The following is a 21,104-nucleotide window of genomic DNA, read 5'->3' as shown; positions in this document are numbered from 1 at the left end:
TGGCACCAAGCGACATGCCGCCAGGAATTTGATAGGGCTGGTAGGAGTAGCGGTCGCGAGCAGTGATCGTGACCGCCAGGTGTTACGTAAGAAGTCGGTATTGGACGTTGAGCGTCACTTGGTTGACTTATTTGAGCGGTACCATCAGCATGTCAACCGGGGTGCGGTTGATCAGTTGCTTGGCCGAGCTGAGGATTTTGCTCCAGAAATCCTGGTGGTGGCCGCAGACAACCAGCTCGATATCGAGATCGTCGATAGCGTGGCAGATTTCCTCACCGAGATCGCCGCTGCCAACCAAGGTATGGGAGACCGGGTAGTTGGCTTTTTCAGCCAATGCCTGCAGTTGCTGTTGGGCGTCATCGGCCATGCGGTGCTGGGCATCGGAAAGGTTGATATCTATCAGGCCGGTGTACAGCTCGGCATAGTTCACATCGATATGGATAAGCGACAACTTGGCGTCAACAGCCTTGGCCAGTTGGGCAGCCTTGCCGACGAGGATCGCGCTGTCTTCTGAGAGGTCGATTGCAACCAGAATATGTTTATAAGCCATGCCTTTCACTCCTTGAGCTAGGTGGTTTCTTTCATGCTAGCACCGGGAGCGAAGAAAATATATCGGTTGGATCGCATCTTGCTGAGAGAAAAAATGGTCAGGTGTGGTAAAAAAATTCGTTTGAATTTTCAGTGGTTTTTGATGGTTATAGCTGAAAGATGAAGCGGACAAAGAAGATTGTTCCTCAATAGTACCGTTGAGTTGCATTCTCATTATTGCATTGTGACAATGGGGAAAAGGCGTTTTCATACCTATCGACGAGATTGGTATAAACTAGAATAGATAGGAGTAGTGAGATGTTAGCTCAAGCAATGGTTGAAAAACTTAACGAGCAAATCAATTTGGAGTTCTTCTCTTCAAATCTTTACCTGCAAATGAGTGCATGGTGTGAAGACAAGGGGTTTGATGGCGCGGCAGAGTTTTTGCGTGCCCATGCCGTTGAAGAGATGGAGCACATGCAACGTCTGTTTACTTACGTAAGCGAGACAGGGGCGATGCCTATCCTGGGCTCAATTGAAGCACCTAAGCATGAGTTTGCATCGTTGGGCGATGTATTCCGTGAAACTTATGAGCACGAACAGCTAATCACCGAAAAGATTAACAAGCTTGCTCATGTTGCGTTTACAACTCAAGACTACTCGACGTTTAACTTCTTGCAGTGGTATGTGGCAGAGCAGCACGAAGAAGAAAAACTATTTAAAGGCATACTCGATAAGATTGAGCTGGTTGGTGAAGACGGCAAAGCCCTGTTCTTTATCGACAAAGATCTTGCCGCTATGGCTAAAGCTGGGTCTTCATCAGTTATGGATACACAGGCTGGCTAATGTGGACGGGGGCGGTTAATCCGCTCCCATCACCACTCCCGCCAGCTGCGAAGTCACGTTGTTCGGGGGCTATATTATGAGTGGTGATGCAATTATATTCGCACTTTTTTTGGTCGCTGTGGTGAATGTTTCTCGCTATGTTAGTACCTTGCGTACTCTCCTAGCAGTCATGCGCGAATGCGATCCTCTTCTTTACCAACAGGTTGATGGCCGGGGCTTTTTCTCATCCCAGGGAAATGTCACCAAGCAAATCAGGCTATTCCATTACATCCGCAGTCAACAATACGAAAAGCACCACGATCCGGTGTTTATGGCGAAATGCATTAAGGTACGTAAGCTGTTCATTCTGGCCAGTACTTACCTAATGGTATTTTTTGTCTCGATCTTTGTTGTGGCTTACCTGGGTATTTAATTTGCCGGGCAGTCGCAAATACAAGTTAACACTCGAAGCGGGATAACGGTTTCTATTCGCCCATTAGGTGGGTAGAATAGCCGCGTTGATAAGGGATGCAGACCAATAGAGGTTTCCGCATCCCTTTTTTATTCGTTTAGCTCGAGTCGTTACGGTAGAGATATGGCAGAAAAGTTCGATGTAGTAATTATTGGCGCTGGCGCGGCAGGCCTGATGTGTGCAGCCGAGGCGGGCAAGCGCGGCCGCTCTGTGCTGGTGGTTGATCATGGCAAGAAGCCGGGGCGCAAGATCCTGATCTCTGGCGGTGGCCGCTGTAACTTTACCAACTACGACGTCGCGGCCAACAACTATGTTTGCCGCAATCCCCATTTCGTGAAATCTGCCCTGTCGCAATATACCCAGTGGGACTTCATTTCGATGATCGCCAAGCACGGTATCGCCTTTGAAGAGCGCGACCACGGCCAGCTGTTCTGCGAAGACTCGGCCAAGGATATCGTCGCGATGCTATTGGCCGAATGTGATCTGCCAACGGTCCAGCAGCGCTACCGGGTCGATGTTCATGATATCGAGAAAACCGAGCACGGGTTTAGCCTGAAGTTGAATACCGATATGGTAGAGTGTGAATCCTTGGTGGTGGCAACGGGTGGCTTGTCGATGCCAAAGCTGGGGGCCACCCCGTTCGGTTATCAGCTAGCCGAGCAGTTCGGGCTGAAAATGGTCCCGACCACGGCAGGCTTGGTGCCGTTTACCCTGCATAAGGAAGAGAAGGAAGCCTTTGCCGACCTATCCGGGATTGCGTTCCCTGCGGTGATTGAGGCCGAGGACGGTACCAGCTTCAAGGAAAACCTGCTGTTTACCCACCGTGGCCTGTCGGGGCCGGTGGTGCTGCAGATCTCGTCATACTGGACGCCGGGGCAAAAGGTCACGATCGATCTGCTGCCTGATTTGGATCTGGAAGAGACCCTGAACGCGATGCGCGACAAGCACCCGAACCAGAGCCTGAAGAATTCGCTATCGCGCTTGCTGCCAAAGCGCTTGATTGAAGTCCTGATCGAGCGGGGCGATCTCACCGACAAGCCACTCAAGCAGTTCAACCCGAAAGACATCACGGCGATGGCCAACTATTTCCACCAGTGGTCGATTGCCCCGAACGGTACCGAAGGCTACCGCACCGCGGAAGTGACCTTGGGCGGGGTCGATACCGACGAGTTGTCGTCGAAGACCATGGAAACCAAAAAGGTGCCGGGACTGTTCTTTGTCGGCGAGGTGATGGACGTCAGCGGTTGGCTGGGCGGCTATAACTTCCAATGGGCATGGAGCTCGGGTTTTGTGGCCGGGCAGTACGCTTAATACTGTCCCTAACCCAATCACTGACGACCTTGAAGCGGCGCACCTGGCGCCGCTTGTTATTGATGCCGTTTTACTTATTCACCCCGAATCAGTTTGGCTATCATCGATACATTGCCTGGTCATTGTTTTTTCACTCCGCATTTACTTCTGTGTTTCAGTGCTGTCACATAGGTAAAATCCTGTCAAAAACTTGTCGATTTCGCTGGTCTGCTAGCAAAAAAAGCCTATAATCCGCCCGCTTTATTTTAACAATAAAATTTCCGGAGTTGACCTGATGAAAGCAATCGCCATGAAGGCTGTCGCGATGACCATTCTAGCTACCTCACTAACGGGCTGTATTGGCCAGATGGGGACATCCCAGCTAGTGACAAAAGCGAACCTGAGTGCGGTAGATAACCGTTACGGCCGTGCCGGCCTGTTTGTTTTGCTAAGCCCAGTGTACGGCATTGCCGCGACGGCGGATTTGTTTATCTTCAACACTGTTGAGTTCTGGACCGGTAAAAATCCGATCACGGGCAAGTCGCCAGCGGTTGCCGATACGCCGGTTGACGCGATCTTCAAGGTGAACGGCAAGCTCGACAAATCGATGACAACAGTGCCGTTGGCTAGCGTGCAGAACAGCGATATTGAAGCTGCGAGTTTCCGCCAGCTGGATGACAAGACCCTGGAAATGAACGTGGTTTACCAAGGCGGTGAGCGCGCGGTACTACGCGGTGAGAAGGCCGGTGATGAAGTGAACTTCTACCTCGACGGTGAGTTCATTACCGCGGTTAGTGTAGAAGAGCTAAGCCAGTACGCCAACAACCAGGCGTAATACGCGGTTGCCATGTCCATGGCTGCATGGGCGAGAAAGACAATGATGAAACGGGAGCCAGCAGGCTCCCGTTTTTTTATGGACTGTTTTTTTATGGGCTATTTTTTTATGAGCTAAGGGGTTGGCTGCAGCGCTTGCCACAAGATGCAAAATGCCCCTTCCTGATACCCGGCCTGCTGGGCGAGCGCGGGTTGCTCGGCAAACAGCCGGGCCGTCGACAGGAAATGGTGGTGGCAGAAATTCAGCACCAGCGGGAGCGGTAGCGGGGCAACTTGCCCTTGCTGCTGTGCCTGCTCGATCAGGGTTGGTAAGAAGCCCATGGCACTGGCCATGTAGTCATGGTGCTCGGCGAGGGTATATTCCGGATCGTGGTTGAATAGCAGCATGAACTGCAGATCGTCAGGATGAGCTTGTGCCCAGCTTAAAGCCTGAGTCCAGTGGTAGCGTACCTGATCTTGTAGGGCACCGTCCGGTGCCTGCCGGGTCATTGCTGCCGCGAGCCGGGTTTTGATATCCATGTGCAGCGCACGCACCAAGGCTTGCTTGGTTGGAAAGTGGTGGAACAGGGTGCCCGTCGCCACGCCCGCCTGCTTGGCGATGCTGGCGGTGGTGGTGGCACCGATCCCTTGGCGGGCGAACAGGGCCAGGGCGGTATCGAGGATTTGCTGCTGCTTGCTCACTGAGCTCTCCTAGCGGGTGAAGAAGGCCAGCATCAGCTTTTGCCACCAACGGCCGTAAGGCGGGGTGATCAGCGATGTGGTGGTGAGCTTGCCGCGCGCCAGCACGGTTTTGGCATGGGAAAGGGCAAGGAACCCCTCTTTGCCATGGTAATGGCCGATGCCCGAAGGTCCGATCCCGCCAAACGGGGCGTCGTCGGCAGCCACGTGCAATACCGTGTCGTTGATGGCCATGCCGCCGGAGTGGGTAAGCTGGCGTACCTTGTTTTGGGTTTCGGGCTCGAGGCTCATCAGGTACAGGGCGAGTGGGCGCGGGCGCTGCTGGATGTAGTCAATGGCCTGATCCAGCCCCTTGTAGCTGACTATCGGTAGCAACGGGCCAAAAATCTCCTGCTGCATCAAGGTGGCCTCGTCGGGGACCTGGCTAAGCAGGTGCGGGATCATCCGGTGCTGCGCATCATCGCGGGCATGGTTGTGGCAAGGGTGTACTTTCGCCCCTAATTTTTCGGCTTCCTCAAGCCAGCTGGTTAAACGCTGGTATTGGCGGGTATTGATCACCGAGGTGAAGTCGGGGCTGTTGACCCCTTGCGGGTAAAGCCGGTTGAACTGGCGCTTGAACTCGCTGATGAAGGCTTGCTCTTTCCCTTCCGGGACCAAGATATAGTCAGGCGCGACACAGATCTGGCCGGCGTTCATACACTTGCCGAAGATCAGCCGCTCGACGGCGAGCTCCATGGCAATATCATCGGCAATCAATACCGGAGACTTGCCGCCGAGCTCCAGGGTAACCGGGGTGAGGTTGTCGGCAGCCGCCCGCATCACGTGGTGGCCGACGGCGGTCGAGCCGGTGAAGATAAGGTGGTCGAATGGCAAGCGGCTGAAATGGGCGGCGGCTTCCGCCTCGCCTTCGAAGGTGGTGACATAGTCGTTGTCAAACGCATCGGCAATCAGTGACTTCAGCACTTTATTGGTGGCCGGGGTAAATTCGCTCAGCTTGATCATGGCACGGTTACCGGCACCGATGGCGGCGATTAACGGGCCCAGGCTCAGGGTGACCGGGAAGTTCCAGGGCACGATGATCCCGACAACGCCAAGGGGCTGGTAGTGGACACTGACTTTGGCCGGGGTCAGCAGCAACCCGGCATGGCGGCGCGAGGGTTTCATCCACCGCTTAAGCCGGCGCAGGCTGTAGTTGATACCGGCAATACTTGGCAGGATATCTGAGAGCATGGTGTCTTGGTGGCTACGCTTGCCGTAGTCTTCCTCGAGTGCCACGCACAGGGCTTCCTTATGTTGCTTGATGGCTTGCTTTAAGGCTTTGAGCTGTAGGATCCGTTGTTCCAGTGACGGCAGGGGAGCTGCTTGAAATGCCGCTCTTTGGGTTGCGAGCGTACTGTCCATGTGCTGGCAAAGGCTAGGGGTGACATTGATTTTTTCCACGACCGTCATCTGCTGCTCTCCGTATTCAACAAGGTTAAAGGCTAAAACCGACTAGTCAGTCGGTTTTAGTATAGGTGCTATTTTGTCCAGCGATCAAGCCGGCGGGTTGAAATTCAGAGGTTGGGCAGGCCAAGCGGGGTTGGACTGTGGCTCCAGGCGCCTTAGGCCGAATCCGATTTCTTATGGCCGCTCTTGTCGGCATGGAAGGTATCGATAAATGCGTTGAAATAGCGCTGTAGCTGCTCGGCATCGCCGTCATAGCCCAATTGCCCAAGGAGCGTGATCCCGGCTTCGCAGGTGCATAGGTTACCCGCCTGCTGGTTGCGCCTGAGCTGGTAGGCGGAAGCGGCGGCGGGGGACAGTTCCAGCCGCGGTAGGCCGGACAGCCAAGCGCTGCGGCGCACCATTTTTTTGGCTTCCTGCCAAGTGGCATCAAGAATGATGATCAGCGGGGTTTTGCCCGAGGCGGCCTGGTATTGGCTTGCCGGTACTTGTTCGTCCCCCGGGAACAAGAGCCACGGTTGGTATTGCTGGTCGGCTAGCATATCGAGCAGCTCCCGGGGCGGATTGACCCTATCCCATACCTGACGTTGGCAATGGGGGAGGCTGCGCATCATCAAGTTGCCGGTATTGGTGTCCTTGCCCATTTCCCTTGGGTGGGTGAGCAGGACAAACGGGACCGGGCAGCGCAAGGCTGGCTCGGCATGGCAGATGCAGTTGTGCTTGAACCCGCAACGGGGGCAGGCAAGGGGAGTACTCATATCGGCGATATTCTGTCAGGTTGGGTATACCGCAGAGTGTGGCATACCCCCTGGTTTTTATGCAATAACGCCTTCATGCAATAGGGCTTGTTGGCCATCGCAAGCGGTTAATCGGTCGCGGCTACTGGCGCTAGCACTAAGCCTGCTCCGCCCAGCGGGAAGGTTTGCCCGTTGATGGTTTCTTCTTGGGTGGTCAGTTGGCCGTCTTCAAGGGTGAACAAGCGCTCGCTGATCAAACGCCGTCCTTGGTGGCTGACCATGGTCACCTTCACTTGGGTGGCACTCGTCTGTTGCCAAAAGCCCGTCTCGTTGAGGCTGGGCTCGTCACCGGGGTAATCATACTCGGTCGTGGCGCTATGATCAGGGTTGAGCTTGATGGTGGTCGTAAACAACGGGGTATCGCCCATCATGCTGGTGCCTTGGTATTGGCCGACCCAGCCCCGGGTGGCATCACTGGAGCCTAAGGTCGCACAGCCTTGGTATTGCTGGCCTTGCCATTCCAGCTTGGCCTGCCAGCCGAATACCGAGTCGCTCATGGTGTCGTTGCACTGCCCCTTGGTCATGACCAAGTTGAAGTCCTTGCCGGCGTATCGCTGTTGCCCGCTCTGGCTTTGCTGCTCGGTGACGGCTTGTAGCTCGGTGTCGTGGCCGATACGGAGCAGGCTGGCTTGCCCGTCCTTGACTTCGACCGTCCAGCCCGGCTCGTTACCAAATACGCGGGTGGCATGGGGCGGTTGCTGGCAGCCTTGGCGCATCTCATTGGATAGCAGGTTCAGTTGTTTTACCTTGAAAACTGCGTCATAGCCGGCGGCAAACCCGACTTCGGGGGCGGGTTCAAGAAAGCCGATAAACTCACCGTACATTGGCTCGTAGCCCGGCCGGGTTATGGCATCGACATCTTGCTGCATACTGAGCGGCAACTGGAGCCAATACTGCTGGCTGCTGCCACAGGGTTGGATGCTACGGCTTTCATGGCCCAGCACCACATTGCCCCGTAGCATGAAGGCCTGGACCTTGCCTGCTTCGGCGGTATCTTCCGGCTGGGAGGTGGTCGGGGTGGCGGCTTGTTGGCTAACCGGGCCTTCGGCGCACCCCGTGAGCAAGGTGAGCAGTGCTAGCGAAGCAAAGGCTGAACGTTGGAGTGTCATCAAATTCCCTTAATGTGGTAGTTTGGGGGCTAAAGTCAGTGATATCAGATAAAAAAGAAGAGCACTAGGATGGCCTATTGGTTATTTAAGACAGAGCCCGATACTTTCTCCATAGACACCCTAAAACGGCAAAAAGTTTCTTGCTGGGAGGGGGTCAGGAACTATCAGGCGAGAAATATGATGCGTGACGACATCAAATTGGGGGATGAGATCCTTATCTACCATTCCTCGTGCAAGGATGTCGGGGTGGTGGGGATTGCCAAGGTGGTGAAGGAGGCCTATCCGGACCACTTCCAGTTTGATCCGCACAGCCCCTATTACGACCCCAAGGCGTCGCCGGACAACCCTCGCTGGATCATGGTGGATATCGAGTACCAACGCCACTTGCGGTTGGTGTCGCTCAAGCGAATGAAAGCGAATCCGCAATTGGCCGAAATGCCGTTGGTAAAACGGGGCAACCGTCTGAGTATTATGCCGGTTACCGAGGCGCAGTGGCAGGAAATCCTGCAAATGACTGGGCAGTTCTAGGGGGCGGAGAATGAAAAAAGCTGCCGGGTTGGCAGCTTATCGGGGTTCGCCTACAGGCTTGGTTGCGGCTTATTTTAGCAATAGCTCGGTCAGGTAGTGGGCGACAGCCTCGTCTTGGCAGGCACCGATCACCTCGTTCTCCGGCAGCGCACGCTTCACTTTCTCGTGCGACGTGCCCATCACCAAGCCCTTGCCGGCCATGCTCAGCATTTCGACATCGTTCATGCCATCGCCGAAGGCAATGCAGTCTGCCAGCGCATAGCCTTTTTCTTTGGCAACAGCTTCCAACGCGTGGCCTTTCGATACACCGGCATCCATCACTTCCAGGCACCATGGGGTCGAGAAGGCAACATTGGCCTTGTCGCCAAATTGTGCATTGATTTTATCTTCCCACTCGACCAGCCTGTCATGGTCGTATTCGCCACGGCCATCACGGGTAAAGAAGATTTTCGCCACGCCCTCAAGCGGTGGGTTGTCGGTATCAAACAGCTGGTAGCTGAAAGTATCGTGGAACTCACGCAGGGCCGGATCTTCCTTATTTAGCAGCCAGTCATCGTTGTGGTAGATGTGGATCATCAGTTCGGGATCGTTTTTGGTCATGGCAATAATGCCAGTGATCACATCAGGTTGAACATTTTGCTGGAAGATCACTTCGTTTTTGCAGTTGTGCACCCGGGCGCCATTGGAGGTGATCATGTAGGCAGGGATCCCCAACTCTTCGCGCATACCCGCAACATCGACATGGTGGCGGCCAGTGGCAAAGATAAAGTCTTTTCCTTGCTGGTGGAGTTGGTTTAGCACGTCTTTGGTAAACGGTGCCAGCTTGTGATCGGGGGTAAGTAGTGTGCCGTCTAGATCAGATGCAATAATTTTGTACATGAAACCTCTCGCAATAGGGACAGAGGCCCAAGGTATGCCTAGCTGGCGCTAACTGCTGAAAACAGGAGGCAGCTAGCTGCGTTGAATTATCTGGCAAGCCTTGGGAAAGCGGGGTAATAGTAAACCAGATCACCTATTAATAAGGAGGTTAATTTACCCGTTTTCGATTTCCGCTTTACGGAAGTGGTTGATCGCGGCGGCCAGTACCGGCTGACGGTATTTATCGCTTTCGAACAAGAGTTCGTGGCGGGCACCGTGGATCACCTTGAGCTCGCAGGGCTTGTCGGCATCCTGCATGGCTTGGCAGAAGCGGTAATGGGCCTGGTTGTCGATGATGGTATCGTCGCTGGCCTGCAACAGGAGTACCGGCGAGGTGATTTGCGTGGCGAGGGCAATGCTCTGCTTGGCAGCGGCGATCCCCTGCCAAACCCAACGGGCGCTCGGGCCGCCAATTTTCAGCTCGGGCATTTTCTCGTAGAGATCACGGAACCAGTGGTAGCGCACCTCGCTTTGGCACAGCGGGTTGTCGACAAAAGGCTTCGGGTAATAGGGTACTTGCCCCGGGGCGTAATCCGGCTGGCGTTGCAGTTGCTCGACCACCCTGGCAAGGGGCGAGGCGATAGGACGCATCCAGTTTTTGATATTGATACCGTGCATCGGGGCGCTGAGTACCGCGCTGTCGATGGCGCCCGGGTTGCGGGCAAGGAACAGGCTGCCAATGGTCCCGCCCATTGAGTGGGCCAGCATAAAGTGTTGCCGGTAGCCCTTCGGTGTGATCACGGTGCGGAAAAATGTTTCGAGATCGGTGACATAGTCGTCGAACTCTTCAACGTGCCCCAACTCGCTGTCGTCGGCCAGTCGGCCGGAAACACCTTGGCCGCGGTGGTCGATGGCGTAAACATCATAGCCTTGCTGTGCCAAGTCGTGGATCAGCTCTTGGTATTTCCAGTAGCTTTCCACCCGGCCGTTGACCAACAGGATCATTTTGTCCGCTTGCTGCTGGGTGATAGCCGTCCAGCGGATGGTGACTTGGTCGACGCCGCTGAACTCCCCCTCTTCACGTTGCTGCCAAAGCTCGGTGACCGAGCCCGCCATGATCTCAAGATAATGGGACTCTTGGGTGAAGTTGAAAATATGGGGTGGTTGGATGGTCATTGGGCTTCCTAGTTAACAGCGTCATGGCTAAGTATAACGCACTGAGATAGAAGGAAGTATAGCGATTGTGTTGGCTTTGGGCATGAACTACTGTTAACGTGTAGCGATTTTGTGCCTTGTTACACCGGTTTGCCCAATTATATAGTATAATGCGCTGGCAAATTAGAGTTAATCACTAGTGTAGGAGACGAGTTGTGAGTATTGATGTTTGGCTGGCCTATCTGGCAACGGCGATAGTGTTCAGCTCGGCGCCGGGATCCGGCACGGTGAACTCAATTAGCAACGGCATGGTCTATGGCTGGCGCAAGTCCCTTGCATCTATCCTCGGCCTGCAAATTGGCCTGGCTATCCATATTGCCCTGGTCGGGGTTGGCCTCGGGGCGGTGATTGCCCAGTCGGCGCAAGCCTTTACCCTTATCAAATGGGTTGGCGTGGCCTACCTGATCTGGCTCGGTATCCAAAAATGGCGCGAGCAGGCCGTGATGTCGGTGAGTGCCCCGAGCGCGGCGATTTCCAGCATCCAACTATGCCGCCAGGCTATCCTCGTTAATCTGACCAACCCTAAAACGGTCGTGTTCCTGGTGGCACTTTTTCCGCAATTCCTGTCGCCAACCCAGCCCCAGGCTGAGCAACTGCTGATCCTCGGGGTGACGACGGTTGCGGTAGATACCTTGGTCATGCTGTCTTATGTCACGTTGGCATCCCGCCTGGCTGGCTATATTCGCTCCCAGCGCGTGATGGCGGCACTCAACCGTGTGTTCGGCTCGATGTTTATCGGCTGTGGTGCATTGCTGGCAACGGCCAAGGCATAACTTTATTCAGGAACAGTGTTACACTACCTAACTTGCTGTTTTAGCTTGTATTAATGGACAGGGTTTTTCTTCATAATATGTACTCTTATGTTGCACGCCAGCCTATCTTTAACCGCCAGCAGCGGACCGCTGGCTATGAACTGTTGTTTCGTGATGGCGAGAGCAATGCATTTCCCGATATTGAAGAAAACAGGGCAACCTGCCGCCTGCTGGTCGAGAACTTTCTGGCGGTTGGCGAAAACCCCGCCACCCATGGCAAGCGCTGCTTCATCAATTTTCCCTATAAGAGCCTAGTGAGGCTGCTGCCGACCCTGCTGCCCAAAAAGCGGGTAGTGATCGAGGTGTTGGAAAGCTGCGAGCCAGATGACGAGCTGTTCTTGGCCATTCGCCGGCTGAACAAGCTGGGCTATATGATCGCGCTGGACGATTTCGATATGGATCGGCGCTGGCAACGCTTCTTGCCGTATGTCCATATTATCAAGCTCGACCTGATGTCGATTGGGCTGGAAAGGGCATGCGAGTACGTGGCGCAGAACCGTCACCGCAGGCTGATGTTCCTGGCTGAGAAGGTGGAGAGCCACCAAGAATTCACCGCTGCCATTGATGCCGGCTTCCACTTTTTCCAAGGCTATTACTTTAGCAAGCCGGAGCTGCTGAAAAACCGGTTGGTGAAACCCGAGCGGCTATCGACCCTGCGCTTGCTGCAGGAGGTGTGCCGCGAAGAGGTCGACTTTGAGCGCATCGAGCAGATCATCATTGCCGACGTTTCCTTGTCCTATTTGCTGCTGCGCTATGTGAACACCGCAGCCAGCCGCACTTTAGTGCCTATCAGTACCTTCCGTCAGGCATTGGTATACCTGGGTGAGGAAAAGCTCAAGATGTTTGTCAGCGCGGTTGCCACTGCGCAGGCGTCTATCGACAAGCCCCGAGAGCTGTATGCGATGTCACTGCAGCGTGGCCGTATGTGCGAGGTATTGGCGGAAAACAGCACCTTGCCTATCGCGGGGGAAAAAGCGTTTTTGACCGGGTTGTTTTCGCTGATTGATGCGTTGCTGGATAGCCCGCTGGAGCAGCTTATCCCGCTGCTGCCCCTCGAGCCCGAGATGTGTAATGCGCTGCTCAAGCGCGAGGGGCCGCTGGGGCAGATACTGGTGTTGCTTGATGCTTACGAGCAGGCGGATTGGGCCGCGGTGCAACAGTGCTGCGAACTCCTGGGGATCAGTGACGAGCTGGTGGCGCGCAGCTACCGGCTATCGCTCGAATGGTCGTCCCGCTACGTGCATGCAACGCCGCAATCGGCAACGAACTAGCAGCCTTCCCTCGGCCATCATTGCTTGTATTGGCTTAGCGCCTTAACCGCAGCCGCCAAGGCGGGGTTCAGCGTCTTGTTTGATGGATAGCAAAGCCCCAGCCTGCGGAACATCCTCGGCCCTTCCAGAGGCACCGTCACCAAGCGATTGGCGGTTTCAAGCACCCCTGTTGGCAAGAATGAAATACCAAAGCCGGCTTGCACCAAGTGCATGACCTGGGTTTTGTGCTCGGCCTTGGCCACCAGGTTAACGGCCAGCCCGTCGCAGGCCAGCAAGCCGATGGTCTGCTGGTGCGCCTCGCAGGGCGGGCACTCGATGAAGTCATGCTGGTGGAGCTGCTCAGGGCGCACGGTGCTGTGCTGGGCCAGCGGGTGCTCCGGCAGCATGCAAAGTACGTAGTCCTCATCCCATAGCGGCAAGAATATCTCGTCGTCACCCTTGAACATATCCAGTGTGATCCTGCCATCGGCGGGGGCATCGTGGTCGACCAGCTCGAGCAGCAGGTTGGGCTCTTGTGCCCTCAGGCATGCCATCACGCCAGCCAGCTCGGACTGGCTGAGGTCGGGAAAATTGGCCAACTTGAGCGGCAGGCACTCGGTGCGTTGCTGGAATAGGCTTGGCAGGCGGTTGACGTCGGCCAGCAACCTGACCGCGAGCGGGTAGAGGTAGTGGGCCTCGTCGCTGAGGTTAACCCCCTTTTTGTGGCGCTCGAACAACGTGGTGTTGAGCTCAGACTCCAATTGCTTGATGGCATTGGAAATCGAAGGCTGGGACACGTAGCAGCGCTCGGCAGCAAGGGTAATGTTTTTTTCTTCGTAGACAGCAACGAAGAAGCGAAGTAGACGAAGATCCATAGTCGCAACCAACTCGGGGGTGATGCCAACTATGATAATGGTTTCGCGGGTGAACACAAAGGCGGGAAAACAAAACGCCGAGCATAAGCTCGGCGTTTGGGGGACTTGTCAGTCTATCGGCTGGGATTAGCCTGCAACGTTGTAGTAAGTTGCAGCGCCCGGACCTACTGGGATACCCAGTACGAATACCCATACGTAGAACATGATGCTCCAGCCTACCACGAATACGATAGAGTATGGCAGCATGGTCGAGATCAGCGTACCTAGACCCAGGTTCTTCTTATAGCGAGTTGCTACCGCTAGGATCATACCGAAGTAGCTCATCATTGGTGTGATGATGTTGGTTACTGAGTCACCGATACGGTAAGCCGCCTGGATAGTCTCTGGCGCGTAGCCAACAAGCATTAGCATTGGGACGAAGATTGGCGCTGTTACTGCCCACTGTGCCGATGCAGAACCGATCATCAGGTTGATGAAGCCACACATTAGGATGAAGGCGAAGAACAGCATTGGGCCTGTTAGGCCAACTGACTGCAGGAAGTCAGCACCTGCTACCGCGAACACCTGACCGAAGTTAGTCCACTTGAAGAAAGCAACGAACTGAGCGGCGAAGAATACCAGCACGATGTACATACCCATCGAAGACATCGACTTAGACATCGCATCGATAACATCGCGGTCAGTCTTCATGGTGCCAACAACTTTACCGTATACGAAACCTGGTACAGCGAATACAACGAAGATGAACGCTACGATACCTTTCAGGAACGGTGAGCCTGCAACCAGACCCGTTTCTGGGTGACGTAGGATGCCGTTCTCAGGCACGATTGTCAGGGCTAGAAGACCAGCAACAACCAGTGCAGCCAGGCCAGCCATTTTCAGGCCTTTCTTCTCAAGGTCGGTGATCTTGCCTAGCTTGTCTTTACCTAGATCTTCGCTTGCTTCTTCCGGGTTGTATTTACCCAGCTTCGGCTCAACGATTTTCTCGGTAACAAACGCACCCATGATAGTGATAGCGAATGTCGATGCGAACATGAAGTACCAGTTAACCTCTGGGCCAACCGAGTAGTTCGGGTCGATCATCTGCGCTGCTGTTTGGGTAATGCCCGATAGAAGCGGGTCAACAGTACCTAGTAGTAGGTTTGCACTGTAGCCACCAGATACACCGGCGAACGCTGCTGCTAGACCTGCAAGCGGGTGACGACCCAGCGAGTGGAATAGCATCGCTGCTAGCGGTACAAGTACTACGTAACCTAGCTCAGAAGCCGTGTTTGAAATGATACCAGCGAAAACGACAACCAGTGTCACCATACGCTTTGAGGCACCCATTACCAAGCCACGCATTGCTGAAGATAGCATGCCTGAGTGCTCGGCAATCGCAACACCTAGCATTGCCACAAGTACAGTACCCAGAGGGGCAAAGCCTGTGAAGTTAGTAACTAGGTTAGCAACAATTTTCTGTAGGCCTTCGGCGTTGAACAGGCTGACCACGTGGATCATGCCGTCTGCAGCACGACCGGCTGCGCCTTCAGGGCGAGGATCGACAACAGATACGCCAAAGTAGCCAGCAATACCTGAAGCGACAAGAATCGCGACACAGAAAAGGGCGAAAAGAGTGATTGGGTGTGGTAGTAGGTTACCTAGCCACTCGACAGTATCAAGAAAACGGGTAAATAACGTTTTCTTTGGTTGTTGTTGTGTTTGCTGTGAAGCAGATGATTGCATCACGACCTCCGTTTATCGTTTTAATCCCATCAATGGGTACATCTATAACGGTGGGAAGGTTACGCCATTGTTAATGCCACAAACAAGATATAATTGTGTCTAAATATGTCAATTGATGGTTTTTTGTCTATTTTTGGTTAAATCTTTGATGTTTATTTTTGCTTTTGTGATGTTCTGTCATCACCTTAGGGTTGATGTTTATGCATTGGGTTGATTAATGGTCAGTTGTAAACCTTGTTCGGGCTACCAAAGATCAGGCAATTAGAAGATGAGGCACAATATTAGTGTGCCTGATTTCACAAAAATGAACCTAAGCTTACTAATTCATCAAATTTTATAACGATTTGATAACGATTTTACGGAATGAAAGTCGCACCCTGAGGGCTTTAGAGCAGTATCCATAGCTAAAATTTATGACAAACAAAAGAAAACGATATTTTTCATTGAGGGATGGGCTCGTTATAGTAGCCGCCATCGTCAGACGGCCGCTGATCGCTTGAGTTGTTGGGGTAACCCGGTAGCTTTTTCTCTGTCTATATAAAGGTGAAACTATGTCTAAGTCTTTGGTTGTGATCACAGGTGCAAGCTCTGGTATTGGTGAGGCAACAGCCCGTACCTTGTCTGCTCAAGGCCATCCACTACTATTATTGGCGCGTCGAGTTGACCGTCTAACCGCATTGGGTTTGCCGAATACACTTTGCCGCCAGGTTGATGTGACCGACGGTGCCGCGGTATCAGCCGCTATCGAAGAAGCAGAAGCCCAGTACGGCCCGGTAGATTGCCTGGTAAACAACGCGGGTGTGATGCTGCTTGGCCTGGCCCACGAGCAGGATCCTGCCGAATGGAAAACCATGTTCGATGTCAACGTGATGGGGCTGCTTAATGGTATCCATGCGGTATTGGCGAAGATGAAAGCCCGCCAGGGCGGGACAGTGATCAACATCAGCTCGATTGCGGGCCGTAAAACCTTCCCTAACCATGCCGCCTACTGCGGCACCAAGTTTGCGGTGCATGCGATCACCGAAAACATTCGCGAGGAAGTCGCGGATGATAATGTTCGCTTCATTACTATTGCACCGGGCGCGGTGGATACCGAGTTGTTGAGCCACACGACCAGCGATGAAATCAAAGCCGGCTACGAAGAGTGGAAAGAAGGTATGGGTGGGGTGATTGCGCCGCAAGATATTGCCAATGCGATCGACTATGCCTACCAGCAGCCGCAACACTTGTGTATCCGTGAAATCGTACTGGCGGCAACCCGACAGCAGCCTTAATTGGTTATCCGTGTCTAGTATTTTTGACACAAAAATAACCCTGGCCTGAAAAGTCCTGCTACGATAAAGCCCTAGTTTGCTAATAGCAAGCTAGGGCTGTTGCTATATTGAAGTAGTGGGATGAGGATAGGTAAGGGGGCGAGAGTGCGGGATAAAGTCGTTTTTTTCGACGTGTTGCGGTGTATCGCAGCCGTGGCTGTGGTGGTGATACATGTGCTTGGCCCTTACCGGGAGCTGTTTGGTGAAATTTCCAATAGCGCTTGGATCACTGCGACCTCCTTCAACAGCTTTAGCCGCTGGGCGGTGCCCATCTTTATTATGATCACCGGGGCTTTGATGTTGACCGACACCCGCCCGTTCGATTTGAAGTATTACGTATCGCGGCGCCTGGGCAAGGTATTGGTCCCGTTTCTGGTATGGTCGCTGTTCTATGCCGGGTTATCGGGTGCCTCGCTGGCGGGGTATTCAGGCGAGGTGGCATGGGAAACCCTCAAGGCGTTGCCTGTCCATGAAACCTATTATCACCTAGGCTTCTTCTATTATTTCATTCCGCTTTACTTTGTGGTGCCTTTCCTGCGCCATTTTGTGCAGCACTACGACCGGGTTGCGGTTATCGCGCTGACCTCACTGTGGCTATTGCTCACCACCTTGTTCCTCTTTTATATAGACGGCCCATGGACCTACGAATTCATCCTTTATAGCGGTTACCTGGTACTTGGCTATAGCCTGTACCAATTGCAATGGCCTACCCTGAAGTGGTTGCTGCCGTTGGGGCTCGCCGGGCTGTTGCTAACCGACTATATGGTGGTTAGCCAGAGCTTCGCCCACGGGGAATATACGGTAGGGCGATGGATGTCCTATAAAACGCTGAACACGGCACTGATTGCAGCCATGATTTTTGCCCTCGGGCGCTATATCGCCGATAAGATGAACGAGCAATGGCTATCTCGGTTGGCCTTTATGAGCCGCTACAGCCTGGGCATTTACCTGCTGCACCCGATCTTCCTTTGGCCTGTAAGGGCGTTCGATTGGTACTTCCTCCATCCGATTATCATGATCCCGTTGTGGACGGTGGTGATCACCGGGCTGGCGCTATGGGCAAGTTGGATGTTGGCTAGAAGCCCCAAAACAGCGTGGTTGGTGCCGTAATCGGGGCGAAGGAGCAGGACTTAGAGCGGCGGGGTTAATCGCGCTGGAGGGCGAAGTGGCGGAAAGTCACGCCCTGGTAGGTCATGATCCCTTTGTCGCCCGGGTTAAGGGCATGGTAATAGTGGACCCCGACCATAAACTCTCGCTTGGGCCCGCCCTTGGTCGGTTGGACATAGACCCAGTATTCCTCGTCGTCTTCGCCGGGTTTGGCGCCTATCACCGCGACGCTTTGCTTGTCGAGGATTTGCACCTCTATTTTCTTCTCGGGAGCGTTCTCTCCCAGCATATGGCGGCGGTAGAAGCGGACATAGTAGAGAAAAGCGGCAACCAATAATGCGAAAATAGCCAAAATCACCCAGGTTGGCATTGGCGTCCTCCTTGATAGTTGAAAATTCATTGCTGGCATCATTATTCAAGAAGGGGGCCAGAGAAAATACCACCCAGCGGGCAAAGCGTGATCTGGGCTGGGAATTGGCTTGTCGCTATGCCCTTTAAGCACCAAGCGATGTGGCGTAGCGATAGTCGGTTGTGTAAAACAATGTCTCCGTGCTTTGTTTTATTGCCAACTCGCGGTAAGTTAAGGAAAGGTAAACAAGGGAACGTAAGTTATGGCAAATATTGAGTTAGTGGTAACGCGCTCAAGGCGTATCGAACATTTGCTGCGCGAACATTATCACGCTGAGGGCAAGGGCCTGCATCAGCTGATCAACAGCTGCGAAGAGCGCCTGCCACATGAAATTATTCCTAAGCTGCGTTTTATCGCATCGGTGCGTAACAAGACCGTGCATGAAGAAGGCTATAAGCTGGATGACAAAAAGGGGTTTATTGCCGCCTGCAAGGCTTGCGAGAAAGAGCTGACCCCGAGGAGTGGCCGCTTTGTCTGGACTGCCGCCGTGGTATTGGTGTTGGGGGTAACGGCCCTGGCCATTTGGTTCTATTCGATGCATTGGCATCGGATTAACTTAACGCCTTGAGAGTAAAGCGCTATTTTGACAGGGCTTCGATAACGGGAATGGATCATGAATTCATAAAAAAAGGTGCCGAAAGGCACCTTTTTTTATGAATTTTTTTTGCTTAGTAAATCACAGGCAGCGTCATTAAACCGACAACCACTGCGATCATCATAAGCCCTTGTTTTTGTGAAGTAGTGAACATGATAAGGCTCCTTTCTTGCTGCTTGGTAGATGATGTAAATAAGAATAGCACTAATTTTATACAGTTCTCAAGTCAAATTGTCATATTGATGTAATAAAAATAGTTTATGGAGAGTTTAATGGCGTATTTTCCTATTTTAAATTGTGTTTTATTGCAGTGTGTGAAAAGTGAGCTGCTAAGTTTTAAAAACCAATATGGATTTAACTTATTGTTTTTATTTGTTTTATTTGTGTGTTTCTCTTTGTTTAAATTAGGCTTTACCTCGGCTTTCCAGGTTTGTTTTGAAAATTGAGCTCTGGTTGCGCCAAGATCATATATCTCGGTTAATACTGAGTTGGGCTGTTTTCTATCGTGGGGTTATACCTTGGCAAAATAGGTTGGCTGCATAATTCTGTATTGCTGGATGGATTATGAGTGGAGTGTATTGAAATTATAGGGTAATAGTTGCTACGCCATTCTATAGGTAACTTTGATGGCTTTGTTTCTTATAATTTATTGATTTTATTTGATTATATTTTTGTTTTTTCATGTTTTACTTTCTGTTTTTCCTCATGATTACCAGGATAAAAAACCAGTATGCCTGTTATTCAGTCTTAATAGGCGAGCCAAACGTTTGCTTTTTGTGTTTGTGGGAGAAGGCAATCATGCCAACATTGACGCAGTAAAAGGTAGTGGGGAGAAAGCATAAATTATTATGATAGGGAGCCAGTTATTCGCTATGTAAGCTAGACAATCACCTATGTCTTTCTAAACTAGTGTTTGCCTCTGGATGACGAATAGTTACCCTGTTTGGTATTCATAACAATAACGGTGAAACTATGTGGGCTTGGTTAGCCATTGCTCTTTCTGCATTTATTCATATAACAGCTTCATACTGCGGTCCTAGGTGGCAGTATTTCTTCTTTAAGCCTTTTACTATGGTGCTATTGCTGGGCTTGGCATGGAATGCCGATGTTGCAGGGGTTTACCATGATGCCTTAATTGCCGGGTTGGTACTTTCTTTGGTTGGTGATGTTTTTCTTATGCTGCCAAAGGATCGATTTATTGCAGGCTTGGTGAGTTTTCTCTTCGCCCATATCGCTTATTCTGTCGGGTTCTGGAGCCAACTGGATGGGGGCATGATTTGGTGGTTGCCGGCAATGCTTGCTGCCGCGGGGGTCATTGTCTTTTTATTGCTGCTGCCATCACTGGGCAAAATGCTCCTGCCGGTCGCGGTGTATATTGCGGTGATAGTACAAATGGCGTGGGCTGCGGGTGAGTACTGGCTAACGTCGGGAAGCACTGCTGCCGCATTGGCTTTTGGTGGTGCCTTAATTTTTATGTTCTCGGATCTCTGCCTGGCGATCGAGCGCTTTCGTGGCCCGTTTAAACCCTCGGCTGTCGTGGTGATGGGCAGCTACTTCATGGCGCAATCATTGTTTGTTGCGAGCTTGCTGGTTTAGACATGCAATAAAATGATTGCCTGCTGGGTCTTGGTAACAGGCACGGCTGTTTCAACTTGCTTGGGAGGATAGGGTGGAAAACTGGAGTCAGCTATACAAGGCCGCCAATGCGCTAGAGGCGCATAGTGTGAAGGGAATGTTGGAAAGCGAAGGTATCGAAGTCCGGCTCAGCGGGGAAGGTTTGGGTGCTGCCGCTGGCGAGTTGCCTGCCGATGTGGTCGAAGTCACGCTATGGGTGGCGCCCGCCCAACTGGCGGTGGCCAAGTCGTTCATTGAGCATTACCAAACAGCTGATCGCCCAGAGTGGCATTGCCAACAATGTGGTGAAATGAATGAAGGGCAATTTGAAATCTGCTGGCAGTGTGGCTGGGAGAATGACTCGGCCGATTAATAACATTCATATAAAATGCAATTTATTGTCTTGGGTCAATCCAGCACTGGGGTTGCCGATTTAGACTGTGGTGACTGAATGACAACTTGAGAGCCCGGTAATGAACCAAGTCCATGCCCACAACGTCCTGAATATGCTGCTGGCTGAAGAAGCAACATTTACGATGGCATCCCTAAAGCAAGCTGTTGAGGCTGAATATGGTGAAGATGTTCGCTTCCACACTTGCAGCCAGCAAGATCTTACCTTTGATGCCCTGATGGCTTTCCTGCTCGATCGCCGCAAAGTTGTTAAAGATGGTGATATTATTACGGCTAATCGCGACCGTATGTGCAGCCACTAACTGCTATTTGGCGGTAATCTTTATTGTTATCTTTAGGGTGGCAAAAATATCGCCACCCTATTGTTCGTTTGTTATACTCTCCCGCCTCTGATTGGCATGTCAGCCGATCTGGTT

At 52.7% G+C, this 21,104-nt stretch carries 24 protein-coding genes; 14 read left to right on the top strand and 10 right to left on the bottom strand.

Features of this window, described 5'->3' with window-relative positions:
• Positions 1–127: 127 nt before the first annotated feature.
• Positions 128–550, bottom strand: coding sequence for a universal stress protein (locus C9I98_RS13435; RefSeq protein ID WP_036820666.1), 423 nt, complete (start codon positions 548–550; stop codon positions 128–130).
• Between the two features lie 296 nt (positions 551–846).
• Here C9I98_RS13435 and ftnA point away from each other — a divergent pair, with 296 nt between their 5' ends.
• The 4 genes from ftnA to C9I98_RS13415 all read left to right on the top strand — a co-directional run bounded on the left by ftnA (position 847) and on the right by C9I98_RS13415 (position 3,950).
• A complete protein-coding gene (gene ftnA / locus C9I98_RS13430; protein WP_036820664.1) occupies positions 847–1,374 on the top strand; it encodes a non-heme ferritin in 528 nt (175 codons plus the stop codon).
• Between the two features lie 73 nt (positions 1,375–1,447).
• Positions 1,448–1,786, top strand: a complete 339-nt coding sequence (uspB, locus tag C9I98_RS13425; RefSeq protein ID WP_173424673.1) for a universal stress protein UspB — start codon at positions 1,448–1,450, stop codon at positions 1,784–1,786.
• 162 nt (positions 1,787–1,948) lie between these two features.
• Positions 1,949–3,136: a BaiN/RdsA family NAD(P)/FAD-dependent oxidoreductase gene (locus C9I98_RS13420; protein ID WP_036820658.1), complete on the top strand. Its 1,188-nt coding sequence runs from the start codon at positions 1,949–1,951 to the stop codon at positions 3,134–3,136.
• 274 nt (positions 3,137–3,410) lie between these two features.
• On the top strand, positions 3,411–3,950 hold the full coding sequence (locus C9I98_RS13415; protein ID WP_036820655.1) for a DUF3332 domain-containing protein: 540 nt from the start codon (positions 3,411–3,413) through the stop codon (positions 3,948–3,950).
• A 113-nt stretch (positions 3,951–4,063) separates the two neighbouring features.
• On the opposite strand, the gene C9I98_RS13410 is transcribed toward C9I98_RS13415, so the two are convergent.
• The 3 genes from C9I98_RS13410 to C9I98_RS13400 form a co-directional block, all read right to left on the bottom strand.
• Positions 4,064–4,630: a TetR/AcrR family transcriptional regulator gene (locus C9I98_RS13410; protein ID WP_036820652.1), complete on the bottom strand. Its 567-nt coding sequence runs from the start codon at positions 4,628–4,630 to the stop codon at positions 4,064–4,066.
• Between the two features lie 9 nt (positions 4,631–4,639).
• Positions 4,640–6,076 (bottom strand): coniferyl aldehyde dehydrogenase, encoded by a 1,437-nt coding sequence (locus C9I98_RS13405; RefSeq protein ID WP_107272080.1) that lies wholly within the window; start codon positions 6,074–6,076, stop codon positions 4,640–4,642.
• 152 nt (positions 6,077–6,228) lie between these two features.
• Positions 6,229–6,828, bottom strand: a complete 600-nt coding sequence (locus C9I98_RS13400; RefSeq protein WP_036821284.1) for a tRNA-uridine aminocarboxypropyltransferase — start codon at positions 6,826–6,828, stop codon at positions 6,229–6,231.
• Between C9I98_RS13400 and C9I98_RS26655 the strand changes: the two genes are divergently transcribed.
• The gene (locus C9I98_RS26655) at positions 6,772–6,912 is read left to right on the top strand and encodes a hypothetical protein (RefSeq protein ID WP_170111218.1); all 141 of its coding nucleotides are present in this window, start codon (positions 6,772–6,774) and stop codon (positions 6,910–6,912) included. The genes C9I98_RS13400 and C9I98_RS26655 overlap by 57 nt on opposite strands.
• 23 nt (positions 6,913–6,935) lie before the next feature.
• Here the strand turns inward: C9I98_RS26655 and C9I98_RS13395 are convergent, their stop codons facing one another.
• Entirely contained in the window at positions 6,936–7,976 is a 1,041-nt protein-coding gene (locus C9I98_RS13395) for a COG3650 family protein (protein WP_036821286.1), read from the bottom strand.
• 69 nt (positions 7,977–8,045) lie between these two features.
• On the opposite strand from C9I98_RS13395, the gene C9I98_RS13390 reads away from it, so the two are divergent.
• The gene (locus tag C9I98_RS13390; RefSeq protein WP_036821288.1) at positions 8,046–8,504 is read left to right on the top strand and encodes an EVE domain-containing protein; all 459 of its coding nucleotides are present in this window, start codon (positions 8,046–8,048) and stop codon (positions 8,502–8,504) included.
• 69 nt (positions 8,505–8,573) lie between these two features.
• On the opposite strand, the gene C9I98_RS13385 is transcribed toward C9I98_RS13390, so the two are convergent.
• Together C9I98_RS13385 and C9I98_RS13380 are read right to left on the bottom strand one after the other, a co-directional pair.
• The gene (locus tag C9I98_RS13385) at positions 8,574–9,383 is read right to left on the bottom strand and encodes a Cof-type HAD-IIB family hydrolase (RefSeq protein WP_107272079.1); all 810 of its coding nucleotides are present in this window, start codon (positions 9,381–9,383) and stop codon (positions 8,574–8,576) included.
• A gap of 153 nt (positions 9,384–9,536) precedes the next feature.
• The gene (locus tag C9I98_RS13380) at positions 9,537–10,538 is read right to left on the bottom strand and encodes an alpha/beta fold hydrolase (RefSeq protein WP_081879126.1); all 1,002 of its coding nucleotides are present in this window, start codon (positions 10,536–10,538) and stop codon (positions 9,537–9,539) included.
• A gap of 194 nt (positions 10,539–10,732) precedes the next feature.
• Between C9I98_RS13380 and rhtB the strand changes: the two genes are divergently transcribed.
• Together rhtB and C9I98_RS13370 are read left to right on the top strand one after the other, a co-directional pair.
• Positions 10,733–11,350, top strand: a complete 618-nt coding sequence (gene rhtB / locus C9I98_RS13375; RefSeq protein ID WP_036830836.1) for a homoserine/homoserine lactone efflux protein — start codon at positions 10,733–10,735, stop codon at positions 11,348–11,350.
• A gap of 77 nt (positions 11,351–11,427) precedes the next feature.
• Positions 11,428–12,660 carry an EAL and HDOD domain-containing protein gene (locus C9I98_RS13370; protein WP_036830839.1) on the top strand — a complete coding sequence of 411 codons (1,233 nt, stop codon included), beginning with the start codon at positions 11,428–11,430 and terminating at the stop codon, positions 12,658–12,660.
• A gap of 17 nt (positions 12,661–12,677) precedes the next feature.
• Here C9I98_RS13370 and C9I98_RS13365 read toward each other — a convergent pair whose 3' ends face one another.
• Both C9I98_RS13365 and C9I98_RS13360 read right to left on the bottom strand, forming a co-directional pair.
• Complete coding sequence (locus C9I98_RS13365) at positions 12,678–13,514, bottom strand: LysR family transcriptional regulator (RefSeq protein ID WP_107272096.1); 837 nt, start codon at positions 13,512–13,514, stop codon at positions 12,678–12,680.
• Between the two features lie 126 nt (positions 13,515–13,640).
• A complete protein-coding gene (locus tag C9I98_RS13360) occupies positions 13,641–15,239 on the bottom strand; it encodes an AbgT family transporter (protein WP_036819019.1) in 1,599 nt (532 codons plus the stop codon).
• A 551-nt stretch (positions 15,240–15,790) separates the two neighbouring features.
• On the opposite strand from C9I98_RS13360, the gene C9I98_RS13355 reads away from it, so the two are divergent.
• Together C9I98_RS13355 and C9I98_RS13350 are read left to right on the top strand one after the other, a co-directional pair.
• On the top strand, positions 15,791–16,513 hold the full coding sequence (locus C9I98_RS13355) for an SDR family oxidoreductase (RefSeq protein WP_036819022.1): 723 nt from the start codon (positions 15,791–15,793) through the stop codon (positions 16,511–16,513).
• A gap of 144 nt (positions 16,514–16,657) precedes the next feature.
• The gene (locus tag C9I98_RS13350; protein WP_107272078.1) at positions 16,658–17,662 is read left to right on the top strand and encodes an acyltransferase; all 1,005 of its coding nucleotides are present in this window, start codon (positions 16,658–16,660) and stop codon (positions 17,660–17,662) included.
• Between the two features lie 34 nt (positions 17,663–17,696).
• On the opposite strand, the gene C9I98_RS13345 is transcribed toward C9I98_RS13350, so the two are convergent.
• The gene (locus tag C9I98_RS13345) at positions 17,697–18,029 is read right to left on the bottom strand and encodes a DUF2500 domain-containing protein (protein WP_036827624.1); all 333 of its coding nucleotides are present in this window, start codon (positions 18,027–18,029) and stop codon (positions 17,697–17,699) included.
• A 241-nt stretch (positions 18,030–18,270) separates the two neighbouring features.
• Between C9I98_RS13345 and C9I98_RS13340 the strand changes: the two genes are divergently transcribed.
• The 4 genes from C9I98_RS13340 (at position 18,271) to C9I98_RS13320 (ending at position 20,990) form a co-directional block, all read left to right on the top strand.
• Positions 18,271–18,636, top strand: a complete 366-nt coding sequence (locus C9I98_RS13340) for a hypothetical protein (RefSeq protein ID WP_036827622.1) — start codon at positions 18,271–18,273, stop codon at positions 18,634–18,636.
• A gap of 999 nt (positions 18,637–19,635) precedes the next feature.
• The gene (locus C9I98_RS13330; protein WP_036829023.1) at positions 19,636–20,259 is read left to right on the top strand and encodes a lysoplasmalogenase; all 624 of its coding nucleotides are present in this window, start codon (positions 19,636–19,638) and stop codon (positions 20,257–20,259) included.
• A gap of 136 nt (positions 20,260–20,395) precedes the next feature.
• The gene (locus C9I98_RS13325; protein ID WP_051902562.1) at positions 20,396–20,650 is read left to right on the top strand and encodes a DUF7577 domain-containing protein; all 255 of its coding nucleotides are present in this window, start codon (positions 20,396–20,398) and stop codon (positions 20,648–20,650) included.
• A gap of 100 nt (positions 20,651–20,750) precedes the next feature.
• Complete coding sequence (locus C9I98_RS13320; RefSeq protein WP_036829020.1) at positions 20,751–20,990, top strand: YecH family metal-binding protein; 240 nt, start codon at positions 20,751–20,753, stop codon at positions 20,988–20,990.
• Positions 20,991–21,104: the final 114 nt, after the last annotated feature.

The organism is Photobacterium sanctipauli, assembly GCF_003026495.1.
Lineage (GTDB): Bacteria > Pseudomonadota > Gammaproteobacteria > Enterobacterales > Vibrionaceae > Photobacterium > Photobacterium sanctipauli.
This window is presented reverse-complemented; position numbering and strand designations above follow the sequence as displayed.

Coding starts and splice junctions, on each gene's coding strand:
- C9I98_RS13435 (WP_036820666.1), bottom strand. CDS start 550: ATGGCTTATAAACATATTCTGGTTGCAATCGACCTCTCAGAAGACAGC.
- ftnA (WP_036820664.1), top strand. CDS start 847: ATGTTAGCTCAAGCAATGGTTGAAAAACTTAACGAGCAAATCAATTTG.
- C9I98_RS13420 (WP_036820658.1), top strand. CDS start 1,949: ATGGCAGAAAAGTTCGATGTAGTAATTATTGGCGCTGGCGCGGCAGGC.
- C9I98_RS13415 (WP_036820655.1), top strand. CDS start 3,411: ATGAAAGCAATCGCCATGAAGGCTGTCGCGATGACCATTCTAGCTACC.
- C9I98_RS13405 (WP_107272080.1), bottom strand. CDS start 6,076: ATGACGGTCGTGGAAAAAATCAATGTCACCCCTAGCCTTTGCCAGCAC.
- C9I98_RS26655 (WP_170111218.1), top strand. CDS start 6,772: ATGGCAGATGCAGTTGTGCTTGAACCCGCAACGGGGGCAGGCAAGGGG.
- C9I98_RS13400 (WP_036821284.1), bottom strand. CDS start 6,828: ATGAGTACTCCCCTTGCCTGCCCCCGTTGCGGGTTCAAGCACAACTGC.
- C9I98_RS13395 (WP_036821286.1), bottom strand. CDS start 7,976: ATGACACTCCAACGTTCAGCCTTTGCTTCGCTAGCACTGCTCACCTTG.
- C9I98_RS13390 (WP_036821288.1), top strand. CDS start 8,046: ATGGCCTATTGGTTATTTAAGACAGAGCCCGATACTTTCTCCATAGAC.
- C9I98_RS13385 (WP_107272079.1), bottom strand. CDS start 9,383: ATGTACAAAATTATTGCATCTGATCTAGACGGCACACTACTTACCCCC.
- C9I98_RS13380 (WP_081879126.1), bottom strand. CDS start 10,538: ATGACCATCCAACCACCCCATATTTTCAACTTCACCCAAGAGTCCCAT.
- C9I98_RS13370 (WP_036830839.1), top strand. CDS start 11,428: ATGTACTCTTATGTTGCACGCCAGCCTATCTTTAACCGCCAGCAGCGG.
- C9I98_RS13365 (WP_107272096.1), bottom strand. CDS start 13,514: ATGGATCTTCGTCTACTTCGCTTCTTCGTTGCTGTCTACGAAGAAAAA.
- C9I98_RS13360 (WP_036819019.1), bottom strand. CDS start 15,239: ATGCAATCATCTGCTTCACAGCAAACACAACAACAACCAAAGAAAACG.
- C9I98_RS13355 (WP_036819022.1), top strand. CDS start 15,791: ATGTCTAAGTCTTTGGTTGTGATCACAGGTGCAAGCTCTGGTATTGGT.
- C9I98_RS13345 (WP_036827624.1), bottom strand. CDS start 18,029: ATGCCAACCTGGGTGATTTTGGCTATTTTCGCATTATTGGTTGCCGCT.
- C9I98_RS13340 (WP_036827622.1), top strand. CDS start 18,271: ATGGCAAATATTGAGTTAGTGGTAACGCGCTCAAGGCGTATCGAACAT.
- C9I98_RS13330 (WP_036829023.1), top strand. CDS start 19,636: ATGTGGGCTTGGTTAGCCATTGCTCTTTCTGCATTTATTCATATAACA.
- C9I98_RS13325 (WP_051902562.1), top strand. CDS start 20,396: ATGTTGGAAAGCGAAGGTATCGAAGTCCGGCTCAGCGGGGAAGGTTTG.
- C9I98_RS13320 (WP_036829020.1), top strand. CDS start 20,751: ATGAACCAAGTCCATGCCCACAACGTCCTGAATATGCTGCTGGCTGAA.